The sequence below is a fragment of the Limnohabitans sp. genome (genome assembly GCF_030158565.1).
Lineage (GTDB): Bacteria > Pseudomonadota > Gammaproteobacteria > Burkholderiales > Burkholderiaceae_C > Limnohabitans_A.
This window is the reverse complement of sequence record NZ_JAOASQ010000038.1, coordinates 63,029-87,864: the sequence shown is the minus strand read 5'-3', so window position 1 is coordinate 87,864 and position 24,836 is coordinate 63,029. Positions and strand designations below refer to the sequence as shown.

General features: G+C 61.1%; 26 protein-coding genes. 17 read left to right on the top strand and 9 right to left on the bottom strand.

The genetic code is table 11. The features are described from left to right. Positions 1-28: 28 nt before the first annotated feature. A complete protein-coding gene (locus tag Q1W40_RS08230) occupies positions 29-1,192 on the bottom strand; it encodes an acyl-CoA dehydrogenase family protein (protein ID WP_300710872.1) in 1,164 nt (387 codons plus the stop codon). A gap of 123 nt (positions 1,193-1,315) precedes the next feature. Between Q1W40_RS08230 and Q1W40_RS08225 the strand changes: the two genes are divergently transcribed. Together Q1W40_RS08225 and Q1W40_RS08220 are read left to right on the top strand one after the other, a co-directional pair. Beyond that, entirely contained in the window at positions 1,316-2,521 is a 1,206-nt protein-coding gene (locus tag Q1W40_RS08225) for an acetyl-CoA C-acetyltransferase (protein WP_300710870.1), read from the top strand. Between the two features lie 22 nt (positions 2,522-2,543). Continuing rightward, positions 2,544-4,697: a 3-hydroxyacyl-CoA dehydrogenase NAD-binding domain-containing protein gene (locus Q1W40_RS08220; protein ID WP_300710975.1), complete on the top strand. Its 2,154-nt coding sequence runs from the start codon at positions 2,544-2,546 to the stop codon at positions 4,695-4,697. Positions 4,698-4,984: 287 nt separating this feature from the next. Here the strand turns inward: Q1W40_RS08220 and Q1W40_RS08215 are convergent, their stop codons facing one another. The 4 genes from Q1W40_RS08215 to Q1W40_RS08200 form a co-directional block, all read right to left on the bottom strand. Next, positions 4,985-5,398 (bottom strand): hypothetical protein, encoded by a 414-nt coding sequence (locus Q1W40_RS08215; RefSeq protein WP_300710868.1) that lies wholly within the window; start codon positions 5,396-5,398, stop codon positions 4,985-4,987. 35 nt (positions 5,399-5,433) lie between these two features. Beyond that, a complete protein-coding gene (locus Q1W40_RS08210; protein WP_300710866.1) occupies positions 5,434-5,691 on the bottom strand; it encodes a helix-turn-helix transcriptional regulator in 258 nt (85 codons plus the stop codon). A 175-nt stretch (positions 5,692-5,866) separates the two neighbouring features. Next, complete coding sequence (locus tag Q1W40_RS08205) at positions 5,867-6,814, bottom strand: DMT family transporter (RefSeq protein ID WP_300710864.1); 948 nt, start codon at positions 6,812-6,814, stop codon at positions 5,867-5,869. Positions 6,815-6,822: 8 nt separating this feature from the next. Continuing rightward, the gene (locus tag Q1W40_RS08200) at positions 6,823-7,461 is read right to left on the bottom strand and encodes a trimeric intracellular cation channel family protein (protein ID WP_300710862.1); all 639 of its coding nucleotides are present in this window, start codon (positions 7,459-7,461) and stop codon (positions 6,823-6,825) included. A 102-nt stretch (positions 7,462-7,563) separates the two neighbouring features. Here Q1W40_RS08200 and Q1W40_RS08195 point away from each other — a divergent pair, with 102 nt between their 5' ends. The 11 genes from Q1W40_RS08195 to Q1W40_RS08145 all read left to right on the top strand — a co-directional run bounded on the left by Q1W40_RS08195 (position 7,564) and on the right by Q1W40_RS08145 (position 18,312). Then, complete coding sequence (locus Q1W40_RS08195) at positions 7,564-9,216, top strand: alpha/beta fold hydrolase (RefSeq protein WP_366146332.1); 1,653 nt, start codon at positions 7,564-7,566, stop codon at positions 9,214-9,216. A gap of 112 nt (positions 9,217-9,328) precedes the next feature. Further along, positions 9,329-9,565, top strand: coding sequence for a DUF2789 domain-containing protein (locus Q1W40_RS08190; protein WP_300710860.1), 237 nt, complete (start codon positions 9,329-9,331; stop codon positions 9,563-9,565). A gap of 38 nt (positions 9,566-9,603) precedes the next feature. Beyond that, positions 9,604-10,029: a hypothetical protein gene (locus Q1W40_RS08185; RefSeq protein WP_300710858.1), complete on the top strand. Its 426-nt coding sequence runs from the start codon at positions 9,604-9,606 to the stop codon at positions 10,027-10,029. Between the two features lie 89 nt (positions 10,030-10,118). Further along, on the top strand, positions 10,119-11,186 hold the full coding sequence (locus tag Q1W40_RS08180; RefSeq protein ID WP_300710856.1) for an efflux RND transporter periplasmic adaptor subunit: 1,068 nt from the start codon (positions 10,119-10,121) through the stop codon (positions 11,184-11,186). Continuing rightward, complete coding sequence (locus Q1W40_RS08175; protein WP_300710854.1) at positions 11,183-14,308, top strand: CusA/CzcA family heavy metal efflux RND transporter; 3,126 nt, start codon at positions 11,183-11,185, stop codon at positions 14,306-14,308. The genes Q1W40_RS08180 and Q1W40_RS08175 overlap by 4 nt, the downstream gene beginning before the upstream one ends. Continuing rightward, positions 14,305-15,549 carry a TolC family protein gene (locus Q1W40_RS08170; RefSeq protein WP_300710852.1) on the top strand — a complete coding sequence of 415 codons (1,245 nt, stop codon included), beginning with the start codon at positions 14,305-14,307 and terminating at the stop codon, positions 15,547-15,549. Before Q1W40_RS08175 ends, Q1W40_RS08170 begins: the two co-directional genes overlap by 4 nt. Positions 15,550-15,611: 62 nt before the next feature. Continuing rightward, positions 15,612-15,938 carry a helix-turn-helix domain-containing protein gene (locus Q1W40_RS08165; protein WP_300710850.1) on the top strand — a complete coding sequence of 109 codons (327 nt, stop codon included), beginning with the start codon at positions 15,612-15,614 and terminating at the stop codon, positions 15,936-15,938. 17 nt (positions 15,939-15,955) lie between these two features. Further along, the gene (locus tag Q1W40_RS08160; RefSeq protein WP_300710848.1) at positions 15,956-16,459 is read left to right on the top strand and encodes an arsenate reductase ArsC; all 504 of its coding nucleotides are present in this window, start codon (positions 15,956-15,958) and stop codon (positions 16,457-16,459) included. After that, positions 16,456-17,121, top strand: coding sequence for an MIP/aquaporin family protein (locus Q1W40_RS08155; RefSeq protein ID WP_300710846.1), 666 nt, complete (start codon positions 16,456-16,458; stop codon positions 17,119-17,121). Before Q1W40_RS08160 ends, Q1W40_RS08155 begins: the two co-directional genes overlap by 4 nt. A gap of 2 nt (positions 17,122-17,123) precedes the next feature. Then, positions 17,124-17,840, top strand: a complete 717-nt coding sequence (gene arsH / locus Q1W40_RS08150) for an arsenical resistance protein ArsH (RefSeq protein ID WP_300710844.1) — start codon at positions 17,124-17,126, stop codon at positions 17,838-17,840. A gap of 55 nt (positions 17,841-17,895) precedes the next feature. Continuing rightward, positions 17,896-18,312, top strand: a complete 417-nt coding sequence (locus Q1W40_RS08145; protein WP_300710842.1) for a hypothetical protein — start codon at positions 17,896-17,898, stop codon at positions 18,310-18,312. Positions 18,313-18,572: 260 nt separating this feature from the next. On the opposite strand, the gene Q1W40_RS08140 is transcribed toward Q1W40_RS08145, so the two are convergent. The 4 genes from Q1W40_RS08140 to Q1W40_RS08130 form a co-directional block, all read right to left on the bottom strand. After that, a complete protein-coding gene (locus tag Q1W40_RS08140; protein ID WP_300710840.1) occupies positions 18,573-19,664 on the bottom strand; it encodes a porin in 1,092 nt (363 codons plus the stop codon). Between the two features lie 114 nt (positions 19,665-19,778). Beyond that, positions 19,779-20,249, bottom strand: coding sequence for an NUDIX domain-containing protein (locus Q1W40_RS08135; protein ID WP_300710838.1), 471 nt, complete (start codon positions 20,247-20,249; stop codon positions 19,779-19,781). 401 nt (positions 20,250-20,650) lie between these two features. After that, positions 20,651-21,211, bottom strand: coding sequence for an ATP-binding cassette domain-containing protein (locus tag Q1W40_RS15140; RefSeq protein ID WP_366146333.1), 561 nt, complete (start codon positions 21,209-21,211; stop codon positions 20,651-20,653). 43 nt (positions 21,212-21,254) lie between these two features. Next, the gene (locus Q1W40_RS08130) at positions 21,255-21,554 is read right to left on the bottom strand and encodes a hypothetical protein (RefSeq protein WP_300710836.1); all 300 of its coding nucleotides are present in this window, start codon (positions 21,552-21,554) and stop codon (positions 21,255-21,257) included. On the opposite strand from Q1W40_RS08130, the gene Q1W40_RS08125 reads away from it, so the two are divergent. The 4 genes from Q1W40_RS08125 to Q1W40_RS08110 all read left to right on the top strand — a co-directional run bounded on the left by Q1W40_RS08125 (position 21,549) and on the right by Q1W40_RS08110 (position 24,776). Beyond that, the gene (locus Q1W40_RS08125; protein ID WP_300710834.1) at positions 21,549-21,884 is read left to right on the top strand and encodes a hypothetical protein; all 336 of its coding nucleotides are present in this window, start codon (positions 21,549-21,551) and stop codon (positions 21,882-21,884) included. The two genes, Q1W40_RS08130 and Q1W40_RS08125, sit on opposite strands and share 6 nt — an antisense overlap. Before the next feature lie 74 nt (positions 21,885-21,958). Further along, positions 21,959-22,801 carry a GNAT family N-acyltransferase gene (locus tag Q1W40_RS08120; protein WP_300710832.1) on the top strand — a complete coding sequence of 281 codons (843 nt, stop codon included), beginning with the start codon at positions 21,959-21,961 and terminating at the stop codon, positions 22,799-22,801. Then, entirely contained in the window at positions 22,801-23,721 is a 921-nt protein-coding gene (locus Q1W40_RS08115) for a UDP-2,3-diacylglucosamine diphosphatase (protein ID WP_300710830.1), read from the top strand. Before Q1W40_RS08120 ends, Q1W40_RS08115 begins: the two co-directional genes overlap by 1 nt. Continuing rightward, complete coding sequence (locus Q1W40_RS08110; protein WP_300710828.1) at positions 23,718-24,776, top strand: glycosyltransferase family 1 protein; 1,059 nt, start codon at positions 23,718-23,720, stop codon at positions 24,774-24,776. The genes Q1W40_RS08115 and Q1W40_RS08110 overlap by 4 nt, the downstream gene beginning before the upstream one ends. Positions 24,777-24,836: the final 60 nt, after the last annotated feature.

Sequence of the window (24,836 nt, the reverse complement as noted above, 5' to 3'; positions counted from 1 at the left end):
CTGAAGGGTGTGGCACGGGGTATTGGCTTCAGCGACCCGCCAAACCCATGCTGCGCGAGATCACTTCTTTCATGATCTCGTTGGTGCCGCCGTAGATGCGTTGCACGCGGGCGTCGGCATAGGCGCGGGTGATGGGGTATTCCCACATGTAGCCGTAGCCGCCGTGCAGCTGCACGCATTCGTCCATCACCTTGCATTGAAGGTCCGAGCACCAGTACTTGGCCATGCTGGCCGTGGCGGTGTCCAGCTTGTCTTGCAGCAACAGTTCAGAGCACTTGTCCACAAACACACGCGCCACCTGCACCTCGGTTTGCAACTCGGCCAGGGTGTAGCGGGTGTTTTGGTAATTGCCCACGGCCTGGCCAAACACCTTGCGGTCTTTCACGTACTGCACCGTCCAGTCGATGGCCGCTTGCGCTGCCGCAATGCCGCCAATGGCGATTTGCAGGCGCTCCCAGGGCAGCTGCTCCATCAGGCAAATGAAGCCCTTGCCCTGCATGGCCGTGCCGCCCAGCAGCTGGTCGGCGCTGACCTTGACGTTGTCAAAGAACAATTCGGAGGTGTCTTGGGCTTTGAGGCCCAGTTTTTTCAAACGCTTGCCTTTTTCAAAGCCGGGCATGCCGCGCTCGATCAGAAACAGGCTGGTGCCTTTGGCGCCTGCGGCCGGGTCGGTCTTGGCCACCAGAATCACCAGATCGGCGTGCCAGCCGTTGGTGATGAAGGTCTTGCTGCCGTTGATCAGGTAGGTGCCATCGGGCTGCAGGAGCGCGGTGGTTTTCACGCCTTGCAGGTCCGAGCCCGCCGCCGGTTCGCTCATGGCGATCGCGCCCACCATCTCGCCGCTGGCCAGCTTGGGCAGGTACTTTTTCTTTTGTGCCTCAGTGCCGTAATGCAGGATGTAAGGGGCCACGATTTCGCTGTGCAGGCCATAGCCAATGCCGCTGAAACCGCCGCGGGCAAGTTCTTCCATCTGCACCACCGAATACAGCTTGTCGGCATCCGAGCCGCCATAGGCCTCGGGCAGCGTCATGCACAAAAAGCCGTTTTCACCGGCCTTGTCCCAGACGGCGCGGTCCACATAGCCTTGCTCTTCCCAGGCCTCGTGGTGGGGGGCGATTTCCTTGTCCATGAAGCGGCGAAAGCTGTCGCGAAAAGCTTCGTGGTCGGCGTTGAAAAGTGTGCGTTCGATCATGGGTGTCACCTATAAGACTTCAGGGTTGGTATTTTTACAAAGCGTTTGCTTGGTAAAAGTCTATACTGTTTAACGCATCCCGCAAACACCGGGCAAACCCCTTGATGACCCCCAGGAGACAGCATGAGCGAAGCATTTGTTTATGACGCCATACGCACACCGCGTGGCAAAGGCAAAAAAGACGGCAGCCTGCACGAAGTCAAGCCCATCAGCTTGCTCTCGGGCGTGTTGCGTGAGCTGCAAAGCCGCAACCAGTTCGACACCGCAGCGGTGGACGATGTGGTCATGGGCGTGGTCTCGCCCATTGGTGAGCAAGGCTCGGTCATCCCCAAAGTGGCCGCGCTGGCCGCAGGCTGGGACTGGCGCTGCTCGGGCGTGCAGCTCAACCGCTTTTGCGCCTCGGGTTTAGAGGCCGTCAACATGGCCGCCATGAAAGTGCGCAGCGGTTGGGAAGACCTGGTGGTGGCCGGTGGCCTGGAAAGCATGAGCCGCGTGCCAATTGGCTCGGACGGCGGTGCCTGGGCGCAAGACCCCGAAACCAACAGCGCCACGCTGTTTGTGCCGCAAGGCATTGGCGCTGACCTGATCGCCACCATGAGCGGTTTCTCGCGTCACGATGTCGACGCCTTTGCGGTCGAGTCGCAAAAGCGCGCCACAGCCGCGCGTGCGGCGGGCTACTTCGATGGCTCGGTCGTGCCGGTCAAAGACAAGCTGGGCCAGGTCATCCTGGCGCAAGACGAATTCATCAAGCCCAGCACCACGGTGGAAACACTGGGCGGCCTCAAAGCCTCGTTTGAACAACTGGGCGCAATGGGCTTTGATGCCGTGGCCTTGCAGCGCTACCCGCAGGTCGAGCGCATCCACCATGTGCACCACGCGGGCAACTCGTCCGGCATCGTGGACGGCGCAGCGGCGGTGTTGATCGGCTCAGAAGCGGCTGGCAAAACCCACGGCCTCACGCCGCGTGCCCGCATCGTGTCGGTGGCCTTGTCGGGCGCTGACCCCACCATCATGCTGACTGGCCCCATGCCTGCCGCCCGCAAGGCGCTGGCCAAGGCGGGCCTCACGATTGACCAGATCGATTTGTTCGAGATCAACGAAGCCTTTGCCGCCGTGCCCATGAAGTTCATGCAAGAGATGGGTGTGCCGCATGACAAGGTCAACGTGAACGGCGGCGCGATCGCCATGGGTCACCCGCTGGGGGCCACGGGCGCGATGATCATGGGCATCCTGATCGACGAGTTGCACCGCCGCCAATTGCGTTACGGCATGGCCACTTTGTGTGTGGGCGGCGGCATGGGCATCGCCACCATCGTTGAACGCGTTTGATAGGGGAGACACCAAAATGATTTTGAAAACACTGCGCTACGAACTGGCGGACGGCATCGCCACCATCACCTTTGACGAGCAGGGCTCGCCGGTCAACACCATGTGCCTGCAATGGCAGGCCGATCTGGCCCAGGCGGCCGAGCAAGTCGTCAAAGACAAAGCCCAAATCAAGGGCGTCATCCTGGCCTCGGCCAAGTCGACCTTTTTTGCAGGGGCAGACCTCAAGGGCGTGATGCGCTCGCAAGCCTCGGACGGCCCGCGTGTCTTTGCCGAGATCGAAGGCATCAAGAAAGCTTTTCGCACCATCGAGACGCTGGGCGTGCCGGTGGTCAGCTGCCTCAACGGCACGGCGCTGGGCGGCGGCTGGGAAGTGGCACTGATCGGCCACCACCGCATCGCCACGGCCAACCCCAAAACGCAATTCGGTCTGCCCGAAGTCACGCTGGGTTTGATTCCCGGTGGCGGCGGCATCACCAAGATGACGCGCCAACTGGGTCTGCTGGCCGCGCAGCCCTACGTGCTGGAGAGCAAACTTTTTGGCCCCGAAGAAGCGCAAAAGCTGGGCCTGGTGCACGAGATCGTGGCAACTGACGATCAACTGCGCCCCCGCGCTTTTGCCCACATCGCCGCAAGCCAGGGCCAGCCCGAAGCGGCCCAGCACCTGTGGGACCGCAAGGACTACAAAATGCCCGGCGGCACGCCGAGCAACCCCAAGATCGCGGGCATGCTGAGCGTTGCCCCGGCCGTGCTCAAGCAAAAAACACGCGGCCTGTACCCCGCACCCGAAGCGGCGCTGGCCGCCATGGTCGAAGGCGCGATGGTGGACTTTGACACCGCCATGCGCATCGAAAGCCGTTACCTCGCGGGTCTCATGACCAGCCAGGTGGCGCGCAACATGATCAACACCTTCTTCTTCAACATGAACAGCATCAAGGGCGGCCAAAGCCGCCCTAAAGCTGCGCCGCGTTACAAGCCGCAAAAGGTGGGCATCTTGGGCGCGGGCATGATGGGCTCGGGCATTGCGTATGCGCAAGCCAGCCGGGGCATCGCCACCGTGCTGAAAGACGTGAGCCTGGAAGCCGCCGAAAAAGGCAAGGCCTACAGCCACAAGCTCACGCAAAAGCGCGTGGACAAAGGCCGCATGGCCGCAGACAAGCAGCAAGCGCTGTTGTCACTGATCCAGCCCACGGCCAGCGCCGCCGACCTGAAAGGTTGCGACCTGATCATCGAGGCGGTGTTTGAAAACCGCGAACTCAAGGCCAAGGTCACGCAAGAGGACGAACCGATGTTGGCCGAAGGCGGGTTCTTTGCCAGCAACACCTCCACCTTGCCCATCAGCGGCCTGGCCACGGCCAGCGCCAAGCCAGAGAAATTCGTGGGCATCCACTTCTTCAGCCCAGTGGACAAGATGCAGCTGGTGGAAATCATTCGCGGTGCGCAGACCGACGACGAAACCATCGCCCGTGCGTACGACTACGTGCAGGCGCTGGGCAAGCTGCCGATTGTGGTGAACGACTCGCGTGGCTTTTACACCAGCCGCACCTTTGGCACCTTTGTGATGGAAGGCGCGGCCATGCTGGGCGAGGGCATCCCCGCCCCCGTGATCGAAAACCTGGCCATGCAAGTGGGCATGCCGGTCGGCCCGCTGGCCGTGCTGGACGAAACCGCGCTGTCGTTGTCGGTGCATGTGCTGGACCAAACGCGTGAAGACTTTGCCAAAGAAGGCAAGACCTACACCGCCACGCCCGGTGAGCTGTTTGTTGAGCGCATGGTCAAAGAACTCAAGCGCCCCGGCCGCGCCGCAGGCGGTGGTTTTTACGACTATCCCGCAGGGCAAAAGAAAGTGCTGTGGCCTGAACTGAAAACCCGTTTTGAAAAAGCCGATGTGGCCTATAGCCAGCAAGACATCAAAGACCGCCTGCTGTACCGCCAGGCCGTGGAGACAGCACGCTGCCTGCAAGAAGGCGTGCTGACCTCGGTGCACGACGGCAACATCGGCTCGATCTTCGGCATCGGCTTTTCAGCCTGGACGGGTGGCGCGCTGCAGTTCATCTATGGCCAGGGCGTGGACGCGTTTGCCAAGCGTTGCGCGGAACTGGCGGCGAAGTATGGGGCGGGGTTTGTGCTGACGGCGGAAGTGATTGCCAGCTTGAAGCAGCACCAGCCGGTGTATTGAGTGGCAGGCCCGAGAGGGCTTGCATTAGAAAACGCAGCGTTTCGGGTGACCGGTGGCTGCGTTTTTTTATGAGAATTTCTGTGAAGGTGGTTGTGGATGCTTCGGGCGAAGAGAAGCTTTTAAAAAGTGATGTGGTTTGTCGGGTTTAGGCTGAAAGCGGACCGGGTGTCGAGCACATCCACTTTGAGGCCGCAAATTTTGGCGGCGCTGACGAGGTGGTTTTTCAGAACGTTTTCGTACCTGTAAAACAAATAAATACCCAATATTCGTTTTTCGAATTTCGATGATCAGGCCGTTGCTTGCATGCGCAAGGCTTTTTGCATGGCCAGCCCCAATGCATGGAAATGTTCCATGGCCTGGGGTGTCAAGACCAAATACTTGGTTCGGTGATCACCGTCATGGTGCTCGGTCTGCAGCCATTGCAGCTTGCGCAAGTGCGTGATTCTTTTGTGCAGCGTCGAGGGAGATGCCAGGTGGTTCAGTTCAATGGCTTCTTTGACTGTCAGGGGGCGCTTGTCGCGGCTGTGCAAGAAAACTTCCTCAAGCAAAACTGCTTCGAGGGGACTCAGTGCCAGGTCGGCAGGCAGGGTGCCCACCGATCGGGCCAGCTGAAGGAACTGGCCGTACAAGTTGGCGACGGGTGTGAAGTTCATGCGCGCACCTTGCGGCACGGTCGTGCCATGGCGAAACTGCGCAGCCATTTGAGCATGGGGTTCATCGGTCAATCCCTCCGGGTTCAGCTGCGTTCGGCCAACAGGTCGGCCACGCTCACATTCAGATAATTGGCCAGCTTCAGAAGGGTTTCCAGGCTGGGGTTGGTTTTGGCTCTTTCGATCTTGCTCATCATGGTTCGGTCAATGCCCGCTTCCCAAGCGCAGCGCTCTTGAGACACCGGCTTGGCGGGTGGAATGGCTTTGAGGGCGCGGTAACGCCGCACATTGGCCGCGAGATCGTCGCGGAGACTTTGGGTGGTTTTGCTGCGAACAACTGGCATGGTGCAAGTGTTCTTTTTAGTAGGCTTAAAAGCTACAGTCCATCCACCCACGGATATAAAAGCCACGGCATTTGATCTGTATCTTTTGATTCACCGGTTCAAAAGCTTCAAGATTCATGAGGCATCTGATCGCGTCTGGCGCAGGGTTCGGCTGCAACCCATCCGCGCTGAAAGCTCAACGATCTGCGGCCTTGACGCGCACCCCAGCGATCACGCCCGCCACCAGCAGCGCAATCCCGGCCAGCGTGAGGGGTGCTGGCCACTGCCCGCGCAGCATGAAGGCGTAGGCCAGTGCCGACAGGGTTTCAAACACGATGAGCTGGCCCGCCAGTGCAGTGGGCAGGCGTTGGCTGGCGGCGTTCCAGCACAGGGTGCCCAGCCATGAGGCAAACAAGCCGATGGCCATCATCAAGCCTGCAAAGGCCAGCGGGCGCGGGCCCAAGGGCATGGGAAATGCCGCTTCGGTCAGCCCTTGCCAGATCCAGAACAGTCCATAACCCATGAGCGCCAAGGGCAGGGTAGCCAAGCCCTGTGCGGTGGCCCAAACGCGGGGGTTGCGCTCGGGGTGGCCGCGCAGCCAGTCGGCGTTTTTGAGGGGGTACCAGGTCCAGCAGGCCACGGCCCCGAGCGCCAGCACAGCGCCTGTGATGTAGCGGCCCGTGTCGGCCTGCGGGTTTTGCAGCAGAGCGGTCCATTCGACATGGTTGACGCAGGCGATGCCCAGCAAAATGAGCGCCAGTGCGGGTGTGAGCTTGCGCCACGGAAAACGTCCATCCCGCTGGTGGTTCAGCACATTGGCCGACACGGCGATCACCACCGGCAAGGTGCCGATGACCATGGTGGGCAGCGCCCCGCCCGCACGCTGGATGGCGCTGGCCAGAAACAGGTAATACAGCACATTGCCAATGGCCGCCAGGCGCAAGGCGGCCAGCCAGTCGGCGCGCGTCAGGCGCCGCAACTCGGCGCGGTCAAGAAAGGCCAGTGGCAGCGCGATCACGCCAAATGCCAGGTAACGGCCAAAGGTGTGCAGGGCCGCCGGGTATTCGGGCAGCATCAGCGGGCCCACGAACACCAGGCCCCACATCATGCCGGCGGCCAGAGAAAAGAAGACGCCTGCCCACATGGCTGATATCAGGTGCGCCAGGCAGGCAGTCGCCAGTTGCGCCAGACGGCCAGCACGCGCAAGCCCACCGTCACGGTCAGGCAGGCCAGCAGGGCCAGCCAGCCCGGCGCGTCGAATTGCCAAAGCGCCACATAGACCCAGCCCCCTGCAAAAGCGCAGACCGCGTAGGGTCTGTGGTCTTTGAAGGCGGTGGGGATTTCGTTGCACACCATGTCGCGCAGCACGCCGCCAAACACGCCGGTAATCAGCCCCATCAGCACCGCCACCACCGCAGGCATGAGCGCCTGCAGTGCTTGGTGGACGCCGATGGCGGTGAACAGGCCCAGGCCCAGCGCATCGGGCCAGAGGATGGCTTTTTCGGTCACTTCAAAATGGCGCTGGCGCATGAACAGCATGGCCAGCACGCACAGGGCCATCACGCCCCACAGCACCTCGACGTGCTGCACCCAGAAGAAGGGGCGCTGGTCCAGCAGCAAGTCGCGCAGGGTGCCGCCACCAAAGGCGGCCAAAAAGGCCACCACGCACACGCCCACCGCATCGAGCTGTTTGCGTGCAGCCTCCATCAGGCCCGACAGCGCAAAGGCGGCGGTGGCCGACAGCTCGACCAGCAAGCGCAGGGTCTCGCCCCAATGTTGAATCCCATTCATGCAGTGGATTATCAGACACGGGCTCGGTGCAGACCTTTCGGTCAAGGCAAATTGATCCTTGGGTCAATGGCGCGGGGTGGCGTCTGTTCCTAGCATGGAGGGGTGAAACACCTTGCCTCTGACTTCGCTTCGCACTTGCCCCATTTGCCCGGTCCTGGCCTGGACCGCTGGGCCCATGCCCAGCTGTCGCCCTGGACGCTGGGGATCTCGACCGCATCGTTGCGCATGGCCTTTGACGACTGGCTCACCCACCTGGCTTTCAACCCGGCCGAGCAACTCGATCTGGTGCAAAAAGCGCTGCAAGGCGCGCAGCAGATGGCTGACTACGCCACACGGGCACACGAAACCCATTGCGCGCCCTGCATCGAGCCCATGGTGCATGACACCCGCTTTGTGCACCCGAGCTGGAAAACCTGGCCCTTCAACCTGATGAGCCAAAGCTTTTTGCTCACGCAGCAATGGTGGCATTGCGCCAGCACCGGCGTGCGCGGGGTAGCGCCGCACCACGAGTCGGTGCTCACCTTCACCTTCCGGCAAATGCTGGACACGGTGTCACCTGCCAACTTTGTGCTGACCAACCCGGAGGTGCTGGACCGCACGGCCAAAACCGCAGGCGCCAATTTGCAACAGGGTTTTCAGAACTGGCTGGAAGACGTGCAGGCCTTGCGCACCAACAGCCCGCCCAAGGGCACCGAGGCCTATCAGGTCGGGCGTGATGTGGCGGTGACGCCCGGTCAGGTGATTTACCGCAACCACCTGATTGAGCTCATCCAGTACACACCGACCACCGCGCAGGTGAGGCCCGAGCCGGTGCTGGTGGTGCCGTCCTGGATCATGAAGTACTACGTGCTCGACTTGTCGCCGCACAACTCGCTGATCCGATACCTGGTCGATCAGGGCCACACGGTGTTCGCCATGTCCTGGGCCAACCCGCAGGCCGATGACCGCGACCTGGACATGGACGACTACCTGCACATGGGGGTGATGGACGCGCTGGAGGTGATCAGCACCGTGCTGCCCCAAGCCCGGGTGCATGCCTTGGGTTATTGCCTGGGCGGCACCTTGCTCACGATTGCAGCAGCAGCCATGGCGCGCGATGGCGATGATCGCCTGGCCACCGTCAGCTTGCTGGCGGCGCAAACCGACTTCACCGAGCCGGGTGAGCTGCAGCTGTTCATCGACGACAGCCAGGTCGCGCACCTGGAAGACACCATGTGGGACAAGGGCTATCTGGACAGCCGTCAGATGGCCGGGGCCTTCCAGCTGATGAACTCCACCGACCTGATCTGGTCGCGTTTGCTCAAGGACTATTTGCTGGGCGAGCGGGCACCCATGAGCGATCTGATGGCCTGGAACGCCGACGGCACGCGCCTGCCCTACCGCATGCACACCGAGTATTTGCGCCGCATGTTCTTGCACAACGACCTGGCCAGTGGCCGTTACCCGGTGCGTGGCAAGCCGGTGGCCTTGACCGCGATCCAGTGCCCCATCTATGCCGTGGGCACCGTGCGAGACCACGTGGCCCCTTGGCGTTCGGTGCACAAGCTGCACCTGCTGACCAATGTGGACACCACCTTTGTGTTGACATCGGGCGGGCACAACGTGGGCATCGTCAACCCGCCCGGCGTGGCCGGGCGCAGCTTTCAGGCCTTGACGCGTGCCCATGATGGGCGGTATCTTGACCCGGAGGCTTGGTTGCAGGCTGCACCTCAGCACGAAGGGTCCTGGTGGCCGCATTGGGTGCGGTGGCTGTAAGCCCATTCGGGTCCTGGGTGCGCTCCTCCTGCCATGGGGGCGCCCGATGCCGGCCTGGTGCCCCTGTGCGATGCACCCGGGACGTATGTGTTGCAAAAATGAAGGACTGCACATGGACCAGCCCAACCACCCTTTTCACGAGCTGTTTGCCCAGCTGGGCCTGCCTTGCGATGCAGCGGGCATTGCCGGGTTCTTGAAAACCCATCGGCCCTTGGCGGGGCACATTGCCTTGCCCGATGCGCCGTTCTGGACGCCTGCACAAGCGGCGTTCCTGCGCGAGTCCTTGCTGCAGGACACCGACTGGTCGCAGCGGGTGGACCAGCTCAGTCAGGCGCTGCGTGGCAACTGACGGCGCCAACTGTCACATTCGCCAACTAGAATGAACAGGTGCACCAGAACGTTTTCATCGCAGGCATTCGTCAAGGGGTCGTGATCGTCCTCATGGCTTTGCTTGCCTTGGCGCCTTTTCTGCACGGGCACCTCGGGGCATCGCATGTGAGCGGTTTTCATGTCGATGGCCTCGATTTGAGCCACAGCGCGCAAGGCGCCGAAGCACTGACCGAAGCACCGGCGCTGGTGTCGGCCCATGCTGCATCGGAAGAAGAATCCCCGGCGCTCGGGGTGTCGGTCTCTTTGCCGCAGACGGGCGATGACGTGCAGCTGGCCACGGCCATCGTCGGTTTTTTGCTGTGGGTTTGGCTGGCCGAAAAAGTGCTGGCCCACCGTGTGCGCCGCATGCCCTCATGGCCCGCATCTGCGCCCAGCATTTACCCGCCCGGCTGGCCTCCGCCCGCTTTGGCGCCCCCGCTTTGATCCTTGTCTGAACCCTCGGCCTGTGCGCCGATGCGGCGCACCGCTGGGCGGTGATTTTCCCTTGTTGAATTTTTTCAGGAGAGTCGGTCATGACAGGACTGCTCAAAACCATTTTGTTCGTGAGTGCAATGGGCTCGGCTGCGGCCTGGGCGCAAGTGCCCGCCGAGTTGTTGCTCGATGCGCCGCAAAAAGCCGCGCTGGGTGTGCGCGTGGCGCCCGTGCAGGCGGCGCAAGCGGGCGCTTTGCTGGCTTCGGCCACGGTGTCGGTGCCGCCAGGCCGCGAGGTGACGGTGGCTGCGCCCTATGCGGGTGTCATCACCCGCATCGATGTGGGGCTGGGCGATGCCGTCAAAGCCGGATCGGCCCTGGCCCAGTGGAGCAGCCCACAGCTGGCCGATACAAGGCGCCAGATGCGCGAGGCACAGCTGGATGTGCAAAACGCCCAGGCCGCGCTGACGCGTGACCAGGCCATGCTGGCCGATGGCATCATCCCGGCGGCGCGGCTGCAGATCAGCCAGAACAAATTCCATGCAGCGCAAGCCGCGCTGCAAGCCAAGCAAGCCGAGTTGCGCTCATCGGGCGCGGGCGTGGGCGGCGCCGATTACGCCGTGGCCAGTTTGACCGCGCCATTGGACGGCAGGCTGGTGCAGTCGCTGGTCACGGTGGGGCAGCGGGTGGACGCGGGCATGCCTTTGTTCAAAGTCGCCGACACGCGCCAACTGCAATTGGACTTGGTGCTCTCGCCCGAGAAGGCGGCCCAGCTCAAAGTGGGCGACGCCGTGAGCGTGCCATCGCGCCAGGCCAAAGCGGTGCTGGTGGGCGTGAGACGCGCGGTGGACGCCACGCAGCAAGCGCAGGCGCGTGCCCGGGTGACCGAGGCGGGCAGCCTGAACGCAGGCGAAGTGCTGCCCGTGCAATTGCACCCGGCCCGTGCCAGCACACAAGCAGCCTGGCAATTGCCCGCGCGCGCCGTGATCAGCCACCAGACGCAAAGCTGGGTGTTCGTGGCCAGCGCCAAGGGCTTTGTGCCCACGCCGGTCAAAGTCTTGTCGAGCAACGACGAGCAAACGGTGGTGAGCGGTGCCTTGAGCGAGAAGAGCCAAGTGGCCGCGACAGGCCTGGCTTCCTTGCGCGCCCTGCTGCAAAAGGACGAATGAGCATGGACGCCATGATCCGCTGGGCGCTGCGTTACCGCCTACTCACCCTTTTGCTGGCTGTCATCCTGACTTTGGCAGGCCTGCAGGCTTGGCAACAACTGCCGATTGACGCCTTTCCCGACATCTCGCCGACCCAGGCCAAGATCATCCTGAAGATCCCGGGCATGACGCCCGAAGAGGTCGAGCAGCGCGTGGTCAAGCCGATCGAGCAAGAGCTGCTCAGCATCCCGAAAAAGCGCATGGTGCGCTCGGTCTCCAAATACGGCATCGCCGACATCACACTCGACTTTGACGAAGGCGTGGACATTTACTGGGCGCGCCAACAGGTGTCCGAACGGCTGAACGGCGTGATGGGCGACTTGCCTGCGGGCGTGAGCGGTGGGCTGGCACCCATCACCACGCCGCTGTCCGAGCTGTACATGTTCACCGTTGAGGGTGAGAACTTCTCCTTGGCCGACAAGCGCCGTGTGCTGGACTGGACCATCCGCCCCGAGCTGCGCACGATCGCGGGCGTGGCCGAAGTCAACGCCCTGGGCGGTGAGGTGCTGACCTTTGAGGTGCTGCCCAAAACCGAACGCATGGCCGCATTGGGCGTGAGCATGGCCAGCCTGCGCGAGGCCCTGGCCGACAACAACAGCAACGACGGCGCAGGCCGCATGACGGCCGGCGAAGAGTCGCTGGTGGTGCGTGTAGAAGGCGCCGTCAAAACCCTGGACGATGTGCGCGCCATCCGCATCGAGCAGCCGCGCTCGGGCCAGAAGATTTTGCTCGACGATGTGGCCGTGGTGCGCCACGGTGCGCTCACCCGCTATGGCGCGGTGACGCAAGACGGGCGCGGCGAAGCGGTGGAGGGCTTGGTGCTGGGCCTGCGCGGTGTGAACGCGCGCGAGTTGGTCGACGCCATCGACCTGAATATCCGCGACTTGCAAAAACGCCTGCCCGAGGGCATGACGATCAAGACGTTTTACAACCGGGGCGAGCTGGTCACGCGCGCGGCCAACACCGTGATCAAGGCACTGGCCGAAGCGGCGGTGCTGGTGTGCGTGGTGCTCTATGTTTTCTTAGGGGGCTTGCGGCCTGCGCTGGTGGTGGCGGTGTCGCTGCCCCTGTCTTTGTTGGCCACCTTTTTGCTCATGCGCTACACCGGCATCACCGCCAACTTGATGAGCTTGGGGGGCTTGGCGATTGCGCTGGGCATGTTGGTCGATGCTTCTGTGGTGGTGGTGGAAAACGTGGAAACCCAGCTGGCCCATGCGCCTGCGGGCCACGACGTGACCATCACCGAACGCGTGCTGCACGCGGTGCGCGAAGTGCTCAAGCCGGTGGGGGCGGGCGTGCTCATCATTGGCGTGGTGTTCTTGCCGCTGCTGACGCTGCAGGGGCTGGAGGGCAAGCTGTTTGCGCCCGTTGCCGTGACCATCATCATGGCCTTGTCGGCTTCGCTGGTGCTGGCTTTCACGGTGGTGCCTGCGCTGGCGTCTTGGGTGCTCAAGCCGCAAACCGCGCACGAGCCTTGGGTGATGGTCAAGCTGCTGCGCACCTATGTGAAGTGGCGCGATGCCAGTTGGCGGCACCCGCGCTGGCTGGTGGGTGTGGCGCTGGCATCGCTGGTGCTGGCAGGCGGTCTGTACACGCAGATCGGTAAGACCTTCATGCCCACCTTGGACGAAGGCGACATCCTGGTGCAGCTGCAAAAAATCCCGTCCATCTCGCTTGAAGCGTCGCTGGAGATCGACACCCGTGTGCAGCAAGCCATCTTGGCCAAGGTGCCCGAGGTGCAGGCCGTGATCGCCCGCGCGGGTGCAGACGAATTGGGCCTGGACCCGATGGGCCTGAACGAGACCGACACCTTCTTGGTGCTCAAGCCCAAAAGCACATGGCGCGGCAGCAAGGAAGACATCATCACCGCGCTGCGCGAAGTGCTGGAGGGCTTTCCGGGCCTGGTGTATGGCTTCACCCAGCCGATCGAGATGCGCATCTCGGAAATGCTCACGGGCACGCGTGGTGATGTGGCGATCAAGCTCTTTGGCGCCGACCTGACGCAGCTGGGGCGGACCGCCCAGCAAGTGGCCGAGGCGGTGCGCAAGATCGACGGCGCTGCCGAAGTGATCGCGCCCAAAGCCGAAGGCATGCAGTACCTGAGCGTGGCGGTGAACCGCCACACGGTGGGCCAGTCGGGCATGAGCGTGGCCTCGGTGCAGCAGGCCTTGCGCCAGCAGCTGGAGGGCGAAACCGTGGGCCATGTGCTGGACCGGGGCATCCGCACGGCCCTGACTTTGCGGGGCAACGACACGGTGCGCAGCAGCCCCGAGGCCTTTCGCAACCTGCCGATCACCGCGCCCGATGGCCGCGCCTGGCCGGCCAGCGCCTTGGCCGACATCCGCGTGGTGGACGGCCCGATCCGCATCGACCATGAACTGAGCCAGCGCCTGACGACGATTCAGGTCTCGGTCGAAGGCCGCGATTTGACCGGCTTTGTGGCCGATGCCCAGCAAGCGGTGGCCGCGCTCGGACTGCCCAAGGACATCCAGGTGGTGTGGGGAGGCCAGTTTGAAAACCAGCAACGGGCCGCAGCGCGTTTGAGCGTGGTGATCCCGGCGGCCATGGGCCTGATCTTTCTGATCCTGACTTTCACCTTCGGCTCGGTGGTGCAGGCGGGCATCATCTTTTTGAACATCCCGTTTGCGCTGGTGGGCGGTGTGGTGGCGCTGGCCATCTCGGGCCAATACCTGTCGGTGCCGGCCTCGGTGGGCTTCATCGCCTTGCTGGGCATTGCGGTGCTCAACGGGGTGGTGATGGTCACGCACTTCAACGAGCGCCTGCAAAACGGCGAGGCCCTGGCGCAGGTGGTGCGCCTGGGCGCCGAGCGCCGTTTGCGGCCGGTGCTGATGACGGCCCTGATCACCGCGCTGGGCATGATCCCCTTGCTGTTTGCCACGGGGCCTGGCTCCGAGATCCAAAAACCTTTGGCGATTGTGGTCACGGGCGGTTTGATCAGCTCGACAGCTTTGACCCTGTTGCTCTTGCCCTTGATTTTTGAGCGCTGGGGCGCCTTGGGCAGCCTCACCGAAGTCTGGGCCCACATCCGTCAGCCTCAACGTCAAGACAGGAGCGCCTCATGAACAAACTGAGCATGGCCCTGATCGTGGGTGGCCTGTGTCTGGGCCTGCGTGTGCAGGCGCAAGACACCTTGGGGGTGTGGCTGCCTCCTGCCGATCGGGTGCAGACCATCGTGAAAAACAGCCACGGCATTTTGGCCGCGCAATCGCAGCAAGCGGCGCAACTGCAAAGGGCACGCGCCACCGAAGCGGGCACGGGCGAATTCAACCTGCGCATGAGCCAGCAAAACCGCCGGGTCATCGACCCCGGTGGCCGCTTCAACGAACAACTGGTCAGCCTGGAGCGGCCTGTGCGCTGGTGGGGCAAGGCGGGGTTGGATGCGAACCTGGCCGAGCAAAGCCGCAAGGTGGCCAGCATCGGTTATGCCGACGCCTTGCACGAGGCCAGCCGTGAGCTGATGCGCCAATGGTTTGCGCTGCACCAGCTGGCGCTGGCACGCGAGGCGGCCAGTGCGCAAGCCCAGCTGTCGCAAGAACTGCATCGCCAAGCGCAGCTGCGCTTGAAGCAAGGCGACATCTCGCAACTGGACGCGAGCCTGGCCCAAGCCGAGCTGCAACGCGCACAGGCGGCGGTGGCCGTGTCGCAAGCGCAGTGGACGGCGGCCTGGGCGCAGGTGCAAAAGCGCTACCCCGGTTTGCCCGAACCGGCCTGGCCCGCCTTGCCTGGCGATGTGCCTGAGCTGCCCGCCATGCAGCCGCTGGTTCAAGAGTTTTTGCAAAACCACCACGAGCTGAATTTGCGCCGCGCCGAAGTGCAGCGCCTGCGTTTGCAAGCCGAGCGCATGGACCGCGACCGCCTGCCCGATCCGGTGCTGGGCGTGTATGCCGCGCGCGAACGTGCGGGGGCCGAAAGCATTGTGGGGGTGTCGCTGGGGTTTGCCTTGCCTGGCTCGGCGCGGCAGGCCCATGCGGCCGCCGCCTTGGCCGAGGCGAACCAGCTCGAAGAACAGCTGCAGCAAATGACGCTGGATTTGGGTGCGGCCTTTGAGGCGCGCTGGTTGAACTTGCACATGCAAAGGCAGGCTTTGACGAGTTTGCAATTGGCTGCGCAAACACAGGCGACGGCGGTGACGCAATCGCTCAAGGCCTTTGCCATGGGCGAGCACAGCATGACGGAGCTGATCCAGAACCGCAGGTTGGCGCAAGAAAGCCTGCGCGAGCGTCAAAGGCTGCAGCTGGAACTGGTGGAGAGTTGGGCCCTGATGAACCTGGACCTGCACAGGATCTGGGACTTCGACGAGTGAAGGCAAAGCCTTGAGGCGATCGCCGTCATCGGATCGTCACACACTTCCACTAAAATTGAAATATGGAAGAAAAACACATCATCCAAGCTTTGGCCGCCTTGGCGCAGCCCAACCGCCTGCAGATCTTCAGGTCGCTTGTCGTCAAAGGCCCTGATGGCCTGACCCCTGCCATGCTGGCCGAGTCCATGGGCTTGCCGGCCAACACGCTTTCGTTTCACCTCAAAGCGTTGATGCATGCAGACCTGATCACCCAAGAGCGCAGTGGGCGCCACCTGATCTACCGGGCCCAGTTCGACCGCATGCAGGCCGTGTTGGCCTTCCTGACCCAAAACTGCTGCCAAGGCGCTGACTGCGAAGTCTCGCCGGGCACGCTTTGTACCACTTGTTAACTCAGAAAGAATCTGCCGTGAGCGATCCCCAAACTTTGAACGTGCTTTTTTTGTGCACCCACAACTCTGCCCGCAGCATCTTGGCCGAGGCCATGCTCAACCACATGGGCCGTGGCCGTTTCAAGGCCTATTCGGCGGGCAGCAGCCCGCGTGAGAACCAAAGCCCCAACCCCCTGGCGTTGGTCACACTGCAAAAAGCAGGCGTCGCCATCGACGGCTTGAGCAGCAAGAGCTGGGATCACTTTGCCTTGCCCGATGCGCCGCAAATGGACCTGATCATCACCGTGTGCGACAACGCCGCCGGTGAAGTCTGCCCCATCTGGCCAGGCCACCCCGCCACCGCGCACTGGGGCTATGCAGACCCTTCAGAAAAGCAAGGCAGCGAAGCCGAAAAGCTCGAAGCCTTCATGCAAACCCTGTTGCAGATCAAGCGCCGCTTGGACATGTTCATCAACCTGCCCGCAGCCAGCCTGGACAAAATGGTGCTGCAAAACACGGCACGCGGCTTGGCCGCGTCATGAGGGCAGGGCGTTCATTTGTCGCCGAGTGCTTGGGCACAGCGGCCTTGCTGTGTGCGGTCATTGGTTCGGGCGTCATGGCCGAGAACCTCTCGGCCGGCAACACCGCGGTGGCTTTGATCGCCAACACGCTGGCCACGGTGTTTGCGTTGTATGTGTTGATCGAGGTCTTGGGCCCAGTCAGTGGTGCGCACTTCAATCCGGCGGTGTCTCTGGTCATGGCCTGGCGCAGTGAGCTGCCTGTCCAACGTTTGCCGGGCTATGTGTTGGCCCAGTTGGCCGGTGCCGCCTTGGGGGCCTGGTTGGCGCACGCCATGTTTGGTCTGGACCTCTTTCAGTGGTCCAGCAAGGTGCGCACCGGTGGCGGCCAATGGCTGGCCGAGGCGGTGGCCACGGCGGGCTTGTTGTTCGTGGTCTTGCGTTCGCCTGCAGGCAAGGCCTCGGGCTTGGTGGCCTGCTACATCGGCGCTGCCTATTGGTTCACCGCCAGCACTTCTTTTGCCAATCCTGCAGCGGTCTTCGGTCGCATGATGAGCAACACTTTTGCGGGCATCCGGCCTGCCGATGCGCCCGAGTTCATCGTGGCCGAGCTGGTGGGGGCCGGTGTGGGCTTGGGGCTGCACGCCCTGCTGACATCGCGGTCTTCAGAAGAACACAAGGATTGACCATGAGCACAGAATCGCTGCCCCAGGTAGACACGGCTTGCTGGCGCTTGCCTGAGCAAACTTTGCTGCGCCCCGCCAATGCATCCACGCACCCACCCAAAATATTGATGCTCTACGGCTCCTTGCGCGAGCGCTCCTATAGCAAGCTGTTGACGCTGGAGGCCGCACGCTTGCTGCAAGCCATGGGGGCCGAGGTCAAGGTCTTCGATCCGCTGGACCTGCCCCAGCCCGATGCTGCGCCAGACAGCCATCCCAAGGTGCAAGAGCTGCGGGCTTTGGCGGCGTGGTCCGAAGGCATGGTCTGGTGTTCGCCTGAGCGCCACGGCGCGATGACGGGCATCATGAAAAGCCAAATCGATTGGATCCCTTTGTCGGTGGGCGCGGTGCGACCCACACAAGGCAAAACCCTGGCAGTGATGGAAGTCAGTGGCGGTTCTCAGTCCTTCAATGCCGTCAACCAAATGCGCATCCTCGGGCGCTGGATGCGGATGCTGACCATCCCCAACCAAAGCTCTGTGGCCAAAGCGTTTTTGGAGTTTGACGAGGCTGGTCGCATGAAGCCCTCGGCGTATTTCGATCGGGTGGTGGATGTGATGGAAGAGTTGATCAAGTTCACCCTGCTCACGCGTGATGTCGCCCCCTACTTGGTGGACCGTTACAGCGAGCGCAAAGAATCCGCCGAAGCCTTGTCTCAAAGGGTCAAACAAGCCACGCTTTGAACGAAGGCTGGCCATGTCCACAAGCCCGCTAAGATGCCCCATCTGAAAGCTTGCTGTGGACTTGCCCTTCAACACCGATCCCTTCTTTTACTTCGCGTCCGTGCCCGCCGTGCTTTTGCTGGGCATAGTCGCCTACAGAAAAGACCTAGACAAGTGCTTGCTGCGTTTCATGCTGCTCTTTGCCCTGTGCGGAATCTTGATTGGCACCATGTTTTTCAAATACCTGGATGCGCAACTTTGCAAGCTCTTTGGTGCTCTTGCCCTTGGCTCCCTTTTCATCACCAACGGTCTTTCTGCCTGCTGTGTGGGTTTCAAAGGTGAGCGCGAGATTGCAAGCGGTTTGAAAGCCAATGTCGTGATGGAATTTGAAGTCGATCCTTGCACGGAAACTCAAGCCATAAAGATACGTACGGGCATTGTGGGCCTGAGTGTTGGCTGGGCGACGCGACATTTGGTCGTCGCAATGCCCTGATCAAAGATAGCGAATACAACTTCGACGTCAATATGGATCCCAAAGCTGCAGATTATTGAGTTTTAAGGTGCCGCGTGCCGTGGTGTTTGGTGAGCTGCCCAAGACCAGCACGGGCAAGATTCAGAAGTTTGAATTGCGCAAACAGGCGGGGTCGGCTGCGGCCATCAACGTCTGAACGAAAAAAAGGAGGCCCCTTGCAAGGGCCTCCTTTGCCTTGGAGAGCACCGGGCGCCCAGTTGGGCGGTGATGCGTCAGACCGATCAGAAGTCGTAGCGCATGCCGATGGACACGCCAGACGTGGTTTTGCCGTTGCTGCCAGCGCTAGGTGCGGCAGTGCGGCCTTCTTTCCAAGGCACCAGTTTCACAGCAGTGCCGTTGTCCAAGCTGGCATAACTGGCGTAAAAACGCAGGGCCTTGTCGTAGCGGTATTCGGCACCCAGGGTGTACATGCTGGCGTCCGAGTTGGCTGCGTTGGCCTTGCGGTCCATGTAGTGACCCTTGAGGGCCACTGTGGGGGTGATCATGTATTCCAAGCCGAGACCGGTCACATCGGCGCCCTGGTCTGTATTGCCTGTCTTGGAATCAGCCGTCTGGTAGAAGCCCATCACACGCAACTCAGGTGAAAGCTTGTAGCTCACGGCTGCACGGGTGGCTTCGCGCTTGCCTGTGGTGGCGGTATCGGCACCGTAGTTCTCGAATGCCAGTGTGGCCTCCAGTCCGCCGGCTTTGTAGCCCAAAGAGGCGCTGGTCGCATCTTCTTTTTTGTCCACACCGCTGGTGGTGGTGGCACTGGTGCCGGAATGGAACGAATACGCCACCTTGGCTTGGAAGCCGTTCATCACGGGCGACTGGTACTCGAGCATGTTGTTCAGACGCTCGTCGAACTTGGCATCACCCACGCGGGTCAGGTTGCGCATGTCGCCCAACTGGTCGCCAAACAGGTTGAAGGGCTCACGTGCTGTCTTGAACGGGGTGTCGAACTTGCCTGCGCGCACGGTGCCGAAATCGCCCTGCAAGCCGGCAAAGGTGTCGCGTGAGGCCAAGCGGTTGTTGGTGTCTTTGTCGTCAATCCCGACGGGGCTGGTGCCGTTGCTCAGGTTGATCTGGATTTCCTGTTCGACTTGCCAGATGCCGGTCAGGTTGCCGATCTTCTTGCTGCCTTTGAAGCCCAGACGCGAAGCGTTGCTGGACAGGTTGTTGCGGTTGTAGCTGGCGCCGTCGTCCAACTGGTCGACCGAGAAGCTGGCGCGACCGTAGATTTCAAGCAGGCCGTCGGCTTTGACTTCGGCTTGGGCCAAGGGGGCCATGGCCAAGAGTGTGGCTGCAGCGATGAAGGTTTTCGAGAATTTCATTGTTCAGACTCCATGTAAAGAACACGTGAAGTTTCTGTTCCTGACATGACGTCTGCATGAAATTTATATGAAGAATTGATGACGCACCATGAAGCTCAGGGCGTCATGCGTGCATCACTCGATATCGAAGGCGTGTGTGACGCGACGACCTTCGCGCCGGTCCGCAAAGTAATGCAACAAGGTTTCCTTGACGGTGCGCAAGGCCAAATCTTCCCATGGAATGTCTTGCTCGCTGAACAAGCGCGCGTCCATGGTTTCGTGGCCAGGGTCGAACTGGTCACTGGTCAGCCGGGCACGGTAATACAAATGCACTTGGCCCACGCGGGGCACGCTCATCACGGTGAACAGGTCTTCCATGATGAACTGGGCGCCTGCTTCTTCGGAGGTTTCTCGTGCTGCACCTTGTGAAGTGGATTCGCCCAGCTCCATGAAGCCTGCTGGCAAGGTCCATTTTTCTTTGCGCGGCTCGATGTTGCGTTTGCACAGCAAGACCTTGTCGCCCAGCCACGGCACTGTGACCACCACATTGAGCGGGTTTTCGTAGTGAACCGTGTGGAAGACTGTGCAGATGGCGCGGTCAAACATTGTGGGTGCTTTGTGGGTAGGGGGCGATTCGAGTCTAACCATTACCCTGCAGAAACAAGCCTCCAGGGTCTTGAACCGTGGAGGCTTTGTTTTTGGTGCGCCCAGCATGGGCGCACACATGCGGGCGCAAGTCTCGCTGCGAGCTGGTCACAGTGAGCTTGAGTTTTGCGCAACTGCGTGAGGATGACCGAGCGTGGTAAGAGAGCGGAGCATAAATCGCGAGTCGATGAATAAGATCCGCATAGAAGGCGCTGTCAAGCAGGGCGAGAGGGCCGAAGACCAAGAAGCTCTTGTGACCAAGGCGAAGTGGCGTAGTTGCGGCGGAAAGTGCGATGAAGGTGTGCGCCCCTTACCTGGGGAGATCTCGCTTTGTTTCTGAAAGGAAGACGGCTTTGCCGGAGCTAGAAGTCAGCAGAGGTCGTAGTAGCTGCAAGCCGGGGCCGCTGAAGCCAAAAGGGCAAGGGCGAAGGACCGAATGTTGTTGTCATCCTGACAATGTGGACGCGCGATGCAATGCTTGATCCGTGAGCCGAACAGCATGGAGTGCTTGTGGAGCGAGGAGTCGTTCTTAAGCCGCGAATCTGCGAAGAAGACTTCTGTAAGGAGGAATTTGCAGCAACAAGCCGGTCATCACATTGGTTAGCACATCCATGCGTCCCACCAGGTTGAACTGCTGAAAAATGATGCCAATGTGCCTGCGCAATGAACGGATTTTGGGGCTCAAGTGCCCCGATTTTTGCAGTGAATCCCCCCCCGATTTGAATTTCGCTTTGCTCGCCGTCCAGGCGTTCCAGCCCACAGAGACTGCGCAACAAAGTGGATTTGCCTGAGCCGGATGCACCCAGCAGGCCCACGCATTCGCCTTGGGCAATGCTCAGATTGATCCCATTCAATGCCTTGTGGGATTTTCTAAATGATTTGGACGCGTTGAGCACGCGGATCGCTGAAGGTGTGACAAGCATGTCAAGTATCTTGAAGAATTCATGTGGCGAAGGTTTGACTTTTTCATGAAAAATCCATGGCAATCAAGCTTTGTTTCGTCATGAAAATTTCATGGGCTGACACCATCATGTGCGAATGCACGCACTCCATAAAACCATTTTGGACCTCTACCGCGAGAACGGTGATCGCATGTATGCGGGTGAGCCCGTCACCCAACTGGAGCACGCATGGCAGTGTGGTCGGTTGGCTGAAAAGTCGGGCGCCAATGCCGCCTTGCAATTGGCCAGTTGGTTGCATGATCTGGGGCACCTTTGGGTCAACAGTCCTGGCACACCGACCTTGCGCGGAGAAGATGATTTGCATGAAGTGCTGGCGGCTGATCTTTTGGCGCCTGTGTTTGGTCAGGCGGTGGCAGAGCCTGTGCGCTTGCATGTCCAGGCCAAACGTTATCTTGTCGCCAGCAACCCGGCCTATGCGGCCAAACTTTCTCAGGACTCATCCCGGAGCTTGAGTCTTCAGGGAGGGCCCATGTCAGCACAAGAATGTGCTGGGTTCGAATCGAAGCCGTACTTCAAGGACGCCCTCAAGCTTCGCGTCTGGGACGATCTGGGCAAAAAGAAGGCCTGGTTTGAAGACAGTCGAGAAGATGCATTGCAGTACCTGGAGAAGTTGATGCTGGCCGCATCGTCATGAAAATTTCACGCGTTCGACTTTTGGGTGTCACGCGCTCCTCGCACCATGGAGAGCAGACCCAAAGGAGAGTTCTCATGAAAGAGTTGCCTAACCCCACCTTCGCACTGTCCCCGCTGAATTTGCCCAGGGGGTCACTTCATCCGGCGCAGTCCAACTCCGCTGTGGATTTCCTGCCTCGCCGCGCCCAAAGCGCTATTGAGGTCAGTTGGGCAAAACATCAAGACGAAGTCCGCGAAGCACAGCGGCTGAGGTTTGATATTTTCGGCACCGAGATGGGTGCCCGTTTGTCCACCAAGGTGCCCGGGCATGACATCGACTTGTTCGATGACTATTGCGAGCACCTGTTGGTGCGCGAATCTGAAACTGGTCAAGTGATCGGTACCTACCGCGTGTTGACCCCTGAGCAGGCCAAGCGCGCGGGCAGCACCTACAGCGACACCGAGTTTGACTTGACCCGCTTGCGCGACATGCGCAGCCGCATGGTGGAGCTGGGCCGCAGCTGTGTGCACCCCGAGCACCGCCAGGGGGGCGTGATCATGGCGCTGTGGGGGGCCTTGTTCGAATTCATGGAGCGCAACCGGCTGGATGTGATGATCGGTTGCGCCAGCATCCCCATGTTGCACAACGGCCTGGTCACTGGCCACGCGGCGGCCAGCATTTGGCACCAGCTGCGCGAAACGCATCTGGCATCTATCCAATACCATGTGCGCCCGCGTCTGCCCTTGCCGGTGGATGCGCTGGAACATGACTTGTCGATCGAGCCGCCAGCGCTGATCAAAGGTTATTTGCGCTTGGGGGCCAAGATTTTGGGGGCGCCCGCATGGGACCCGGATTTCAACACGGCCGATTTGCCCATGATGATGCAAACCGCCGATATCCCAGCGCGCTACCGCCGTCACTTCTCGGGGAGCGTTTGATGCGCGTGCCGACCGCAGACCTGCAAACGGCCTTGCTGTTTGAGGCATCGCCCATGGCCACAAGACCGCTTGCCGGTGCTGTGGCCGATGTGCCCGCCGACGTTGGCGCACCGCTCGAAGAGGACGATTCGCCTGCAGACCGCCCACGGTTGCGGGCGATTTTCATTTCAGACCTGCACATCGGAACCCCCGGATTTCAGGCCGATGCCTTGCTGGATTTCTTAAAACACCACCGCTGTGACACGCTGTATCTGGTGGGGGACATCGTCGATGGCTGGCAACTGCGCCGCCGATGGTTCTGGCCTCAAAGCCACAACGATGTGGTGCAGAAGTTGCTCCGTCGTGCGCGCAAGGGCTGCCGCGTCATTTATGTGCCGGGCAACCACGACGAGTTTGCGCGGCACTTTGTGGGGCATGCTTTTGGCGGCGTCGAGGTGGTTCATGACACGGTGCACACCACGGCCACCGGTCTCAAGCTGTGGGTCATCCATGGTGACCATTTCGATGGTGTGATCCAGTGTGCCAAGTGGCTGGCTTATGTCGGGGACTGGTTGTATGAATTGACATTGAAGCTCAACCGCTACCTTAACCGTTGGCGTGCCCGCATGGGTTTGGGGTATTGGTCTTTGTCGGCCTATTTGAAGCTCAAGGTCAAGAAAGCCGTGAACTTCATCAGCGACTTTGAAGTGGCGGTGGCACAGGAGGCCAAGCGCCGAGGCTATGACGGTGCCGTGTGTGGCCACATTCACCACGCCGAGATCCGTGATGTCAACGGCATCCTGTATTGCAACGACGGCGATTGGGTCGAAAGCCGAACGGCCTTGGTGGAGCACATGGACGGGCGCCTGGAGATCGTGCATTGGGGCGCAGGTGCAGCGGTCACTGTGCGTGAAATGCATGTCACGGAGGCGCTCGCATGAAACTGGCCTTGATCACCGATGCGTGGCATCCGCAAATCAACGGCGTGGTCACCACCTTGCAAGAGTTGGTGGTGGCCCTGGCCCCCTTGGGCGTGCAGGTGGAAGTGATCCATCCCGGCCTGTTTCGCAACAAGCCTTGTCCGGGCTACAAGGGCATTGATCTGGCGGTGCGCCCCGCCAAGCCCTTGGCCGAGATGTTGGACAGATTGCAGCCCGATGCGATCCACCTGGCCACCGAAGGCCCGCTGGGCTGGGCAGCGCGGCGTTATTGCCGCAAGAACAAATGGGCCTTCACCACGGCCTTTCACACCAAGTTCCCGGAAATTTTGCATGCCGCTTTGCGGGTTCCACTGTCTTGGGGCTATGCCTTGTTTCGCCACTTTCACCGGCCTTCTGCGGGGGTGATGGTGCCCACGCAAGGTGTGCTCGACATGCTCAAGGCCAGAGGGTTTGCCCAGCTCAAGCCCTGGACCCATGGGGTGGACTTGGGCTTGTTCGAATACCACGAGCAGCCGCTGGACTTGCCCGCTTTGGCCCATTTGCCAAGGCCCTTGTCCTTGTTTGTGGGGCGGGTGTCCTATGAAAAAAACATCGAAGCCTTTTTGTCCATGAACTTGCCAGGCACCCGCATCGTGTGTGGGGTGGGGCCGCTGGAAGACAACTTGCGTCAGCGCTTTCCGGATGTGGTCTGGATGGGGGTGTTGCCACGCCCCGAGTTGGCCAAAATTTATGCGGCCAGTGATGTGTTTGTTTTTCCTTCCAAAAACGAAACCTTTGGGCTGGTCATGCTCGAAGCCATGGCTTGCGGCACGCCGGTGGCGGCTTATCCGGTGGATGGTCCCTTGCAGGTCTTGGGTGCAGACCAAGCGGGTGTGGCCGGTGGTGTGCTGCATGAAGACCTCGGGCATGCCGTGACGCATGCTTTGCAGGTGCCGCGAAACGAAGCCCGCAAGCGCGCCATGCACTTTGATTGGCCGCAGACGGCCCAAAGCTTTGCAGCCCATCTCGTCAATGTGCGTCAGGGCACAGAAGCCGGACACGCTACGTTCACATAATTGTCATCAAGCTGACTTGAGTGATTTCTAACATCAGAACCCATAGAGTTGGAAAGAAAC

Bases quoted from the DNA above. Each gene is read 5' to 3' on its own strand.
- Q1W40_RS08230 (WP_300710872.1), bottom strand. From the start codon at position 1,192: ATGATCGAACGCACACTTTTCAACGCCGACCACGAAGCTTTTCGCGAC.
- Q1W40_RS08225 (WP_300710870.1), top strand. From the start codon at position 1,316: ATGAGCGAAGCATTTGTTTATGACGCCATACGCACACCGCGTGGCAAA.
- Q1W40_RS08215 (WP_300710868.1), bottom strand. From the start codon at position 5,398: ATGGCTGCGCAGTTTCGCCATGGCACGACCGTGCCGCAAGGTGCGCGC.
- Q1W40_RS08210 (WP_300710866.1), bottom strand. From the start codon at position 5,691: ATGCCAGTTGTTCGCAGCAAAACCACCCAAAGTCTCCGCGACGATCTC.
- Q1W40_RS08205 (WP_300710864.1), bottom strand. From the start codon at position 6,814: ATGTGGGCAGGCGTCTTCTTTTCTCTGGCCGCCGGCATGATGTGGGGC.
- Q1W40_RS08200 (WP_300710862.1), bottom strand. From the start codon at position 7,461: ATGAATGGGATTCAACATTGGGGCGAGACCCTGCGCTTGCTGGTCGAG.
- Q1W40_RS08190 (WP_300710860.1), top strand. From the start codon at position 9,329: ATGGACCAGCCCAACCACCCTTTTCACGAGCTGTTTGCCCAGCTGGGC.
- Q1W40_RS08180 (WP_300710856.1), top strand. From the start codon at position 10,119: ATGACAGGACTGCTCAAAACCATTTTGTTCGTGAGTGCAATGGGCTCG.
- Q1W40_RS08175 (WP_300710854.1), top strand. From the start codon at position 11,183: ATGAGCATGGACGCCATGATCCGCTGGGCGCTGCGTTACCGCCTACTC.
- Q1W40_RS08170 (WP_300710852.1), top strand. From the start codon at position 14,305: ATGAACAAACTGAGCATGGCCCTGATCGTGGGTGGCCTGTGTCTGGGC.
- Q1W40_RS08165 (WP_300710850.1), top strand. From the start codon at position 15,612: ATGGAAGAAAAACACATCATCCAAGCTTTGGCCGCCTTGGCGCAGCCC.
- Q1W40_RS08155 (WP_300710846.1), top strand. From the start codon at position 16,456: ATGAGGGCAGGGCGTTCATTTGTCGCCGAGTGCTTGGGCACAGCGGCC.
- arsH (WP_300710844.1), top strand. From the start codon at position 17,124: ATGAGCACAGAATCGCTGCCCCAGGTAGACACGGCTTGCTGGCGCTTG.
- Q1W40_RS08140 (WP_300710840.1), bottom strand. From the start codon at position 19,664: ATGAAATTCTCGAAAACCTTCATCGCTGCAGCCACACTCTTGGCCATG.
- Q1W40_RS08135 (WP_300710838.1), bottom strand. From the start codon at position 20,249: ATGTTTGACCGCGCCATCTGCACAGTCTTCCACACGGTTCACTACGAA.
- Q1W40_RS15140 (WP_366146333.1), bottom strand. From the start codon at position 21,211: ATGCTTGTCACACCTTCAGCGATCCGCGTGCTCAACGCGTCCAAATCA.
- Q1W40_RS08130 (WP_300710836.1), bottom strand. From the start codon at position 21,554: ATGCAAATCATCTTCTCCGCGCAAGGTCGGTGTGCCAGGACTGTTGAC.
- Q1W40_RS08120 (WP_300710832.1), top strand. From the start codon at position 21,959: ATGAAAGAGTTGCCTAACCCCACCTTCGCACTGTCCCCGCTGAATTTG.
- Q1W40_RS08115 (WP_300710830.1), top strand. From the start codon at position 22,801: ATGCGCGTGCCGACCGCAGACCTGCAAACGGCCTTGCTGTTTGAGGCA.
- Q1W40_RS08110 (WP_300710828.1), top strand. From the start codon at position 23,718: ATGAAACTGGCCTTGATCACCGATGCGTGGCATCCGCAAATCAACGGC.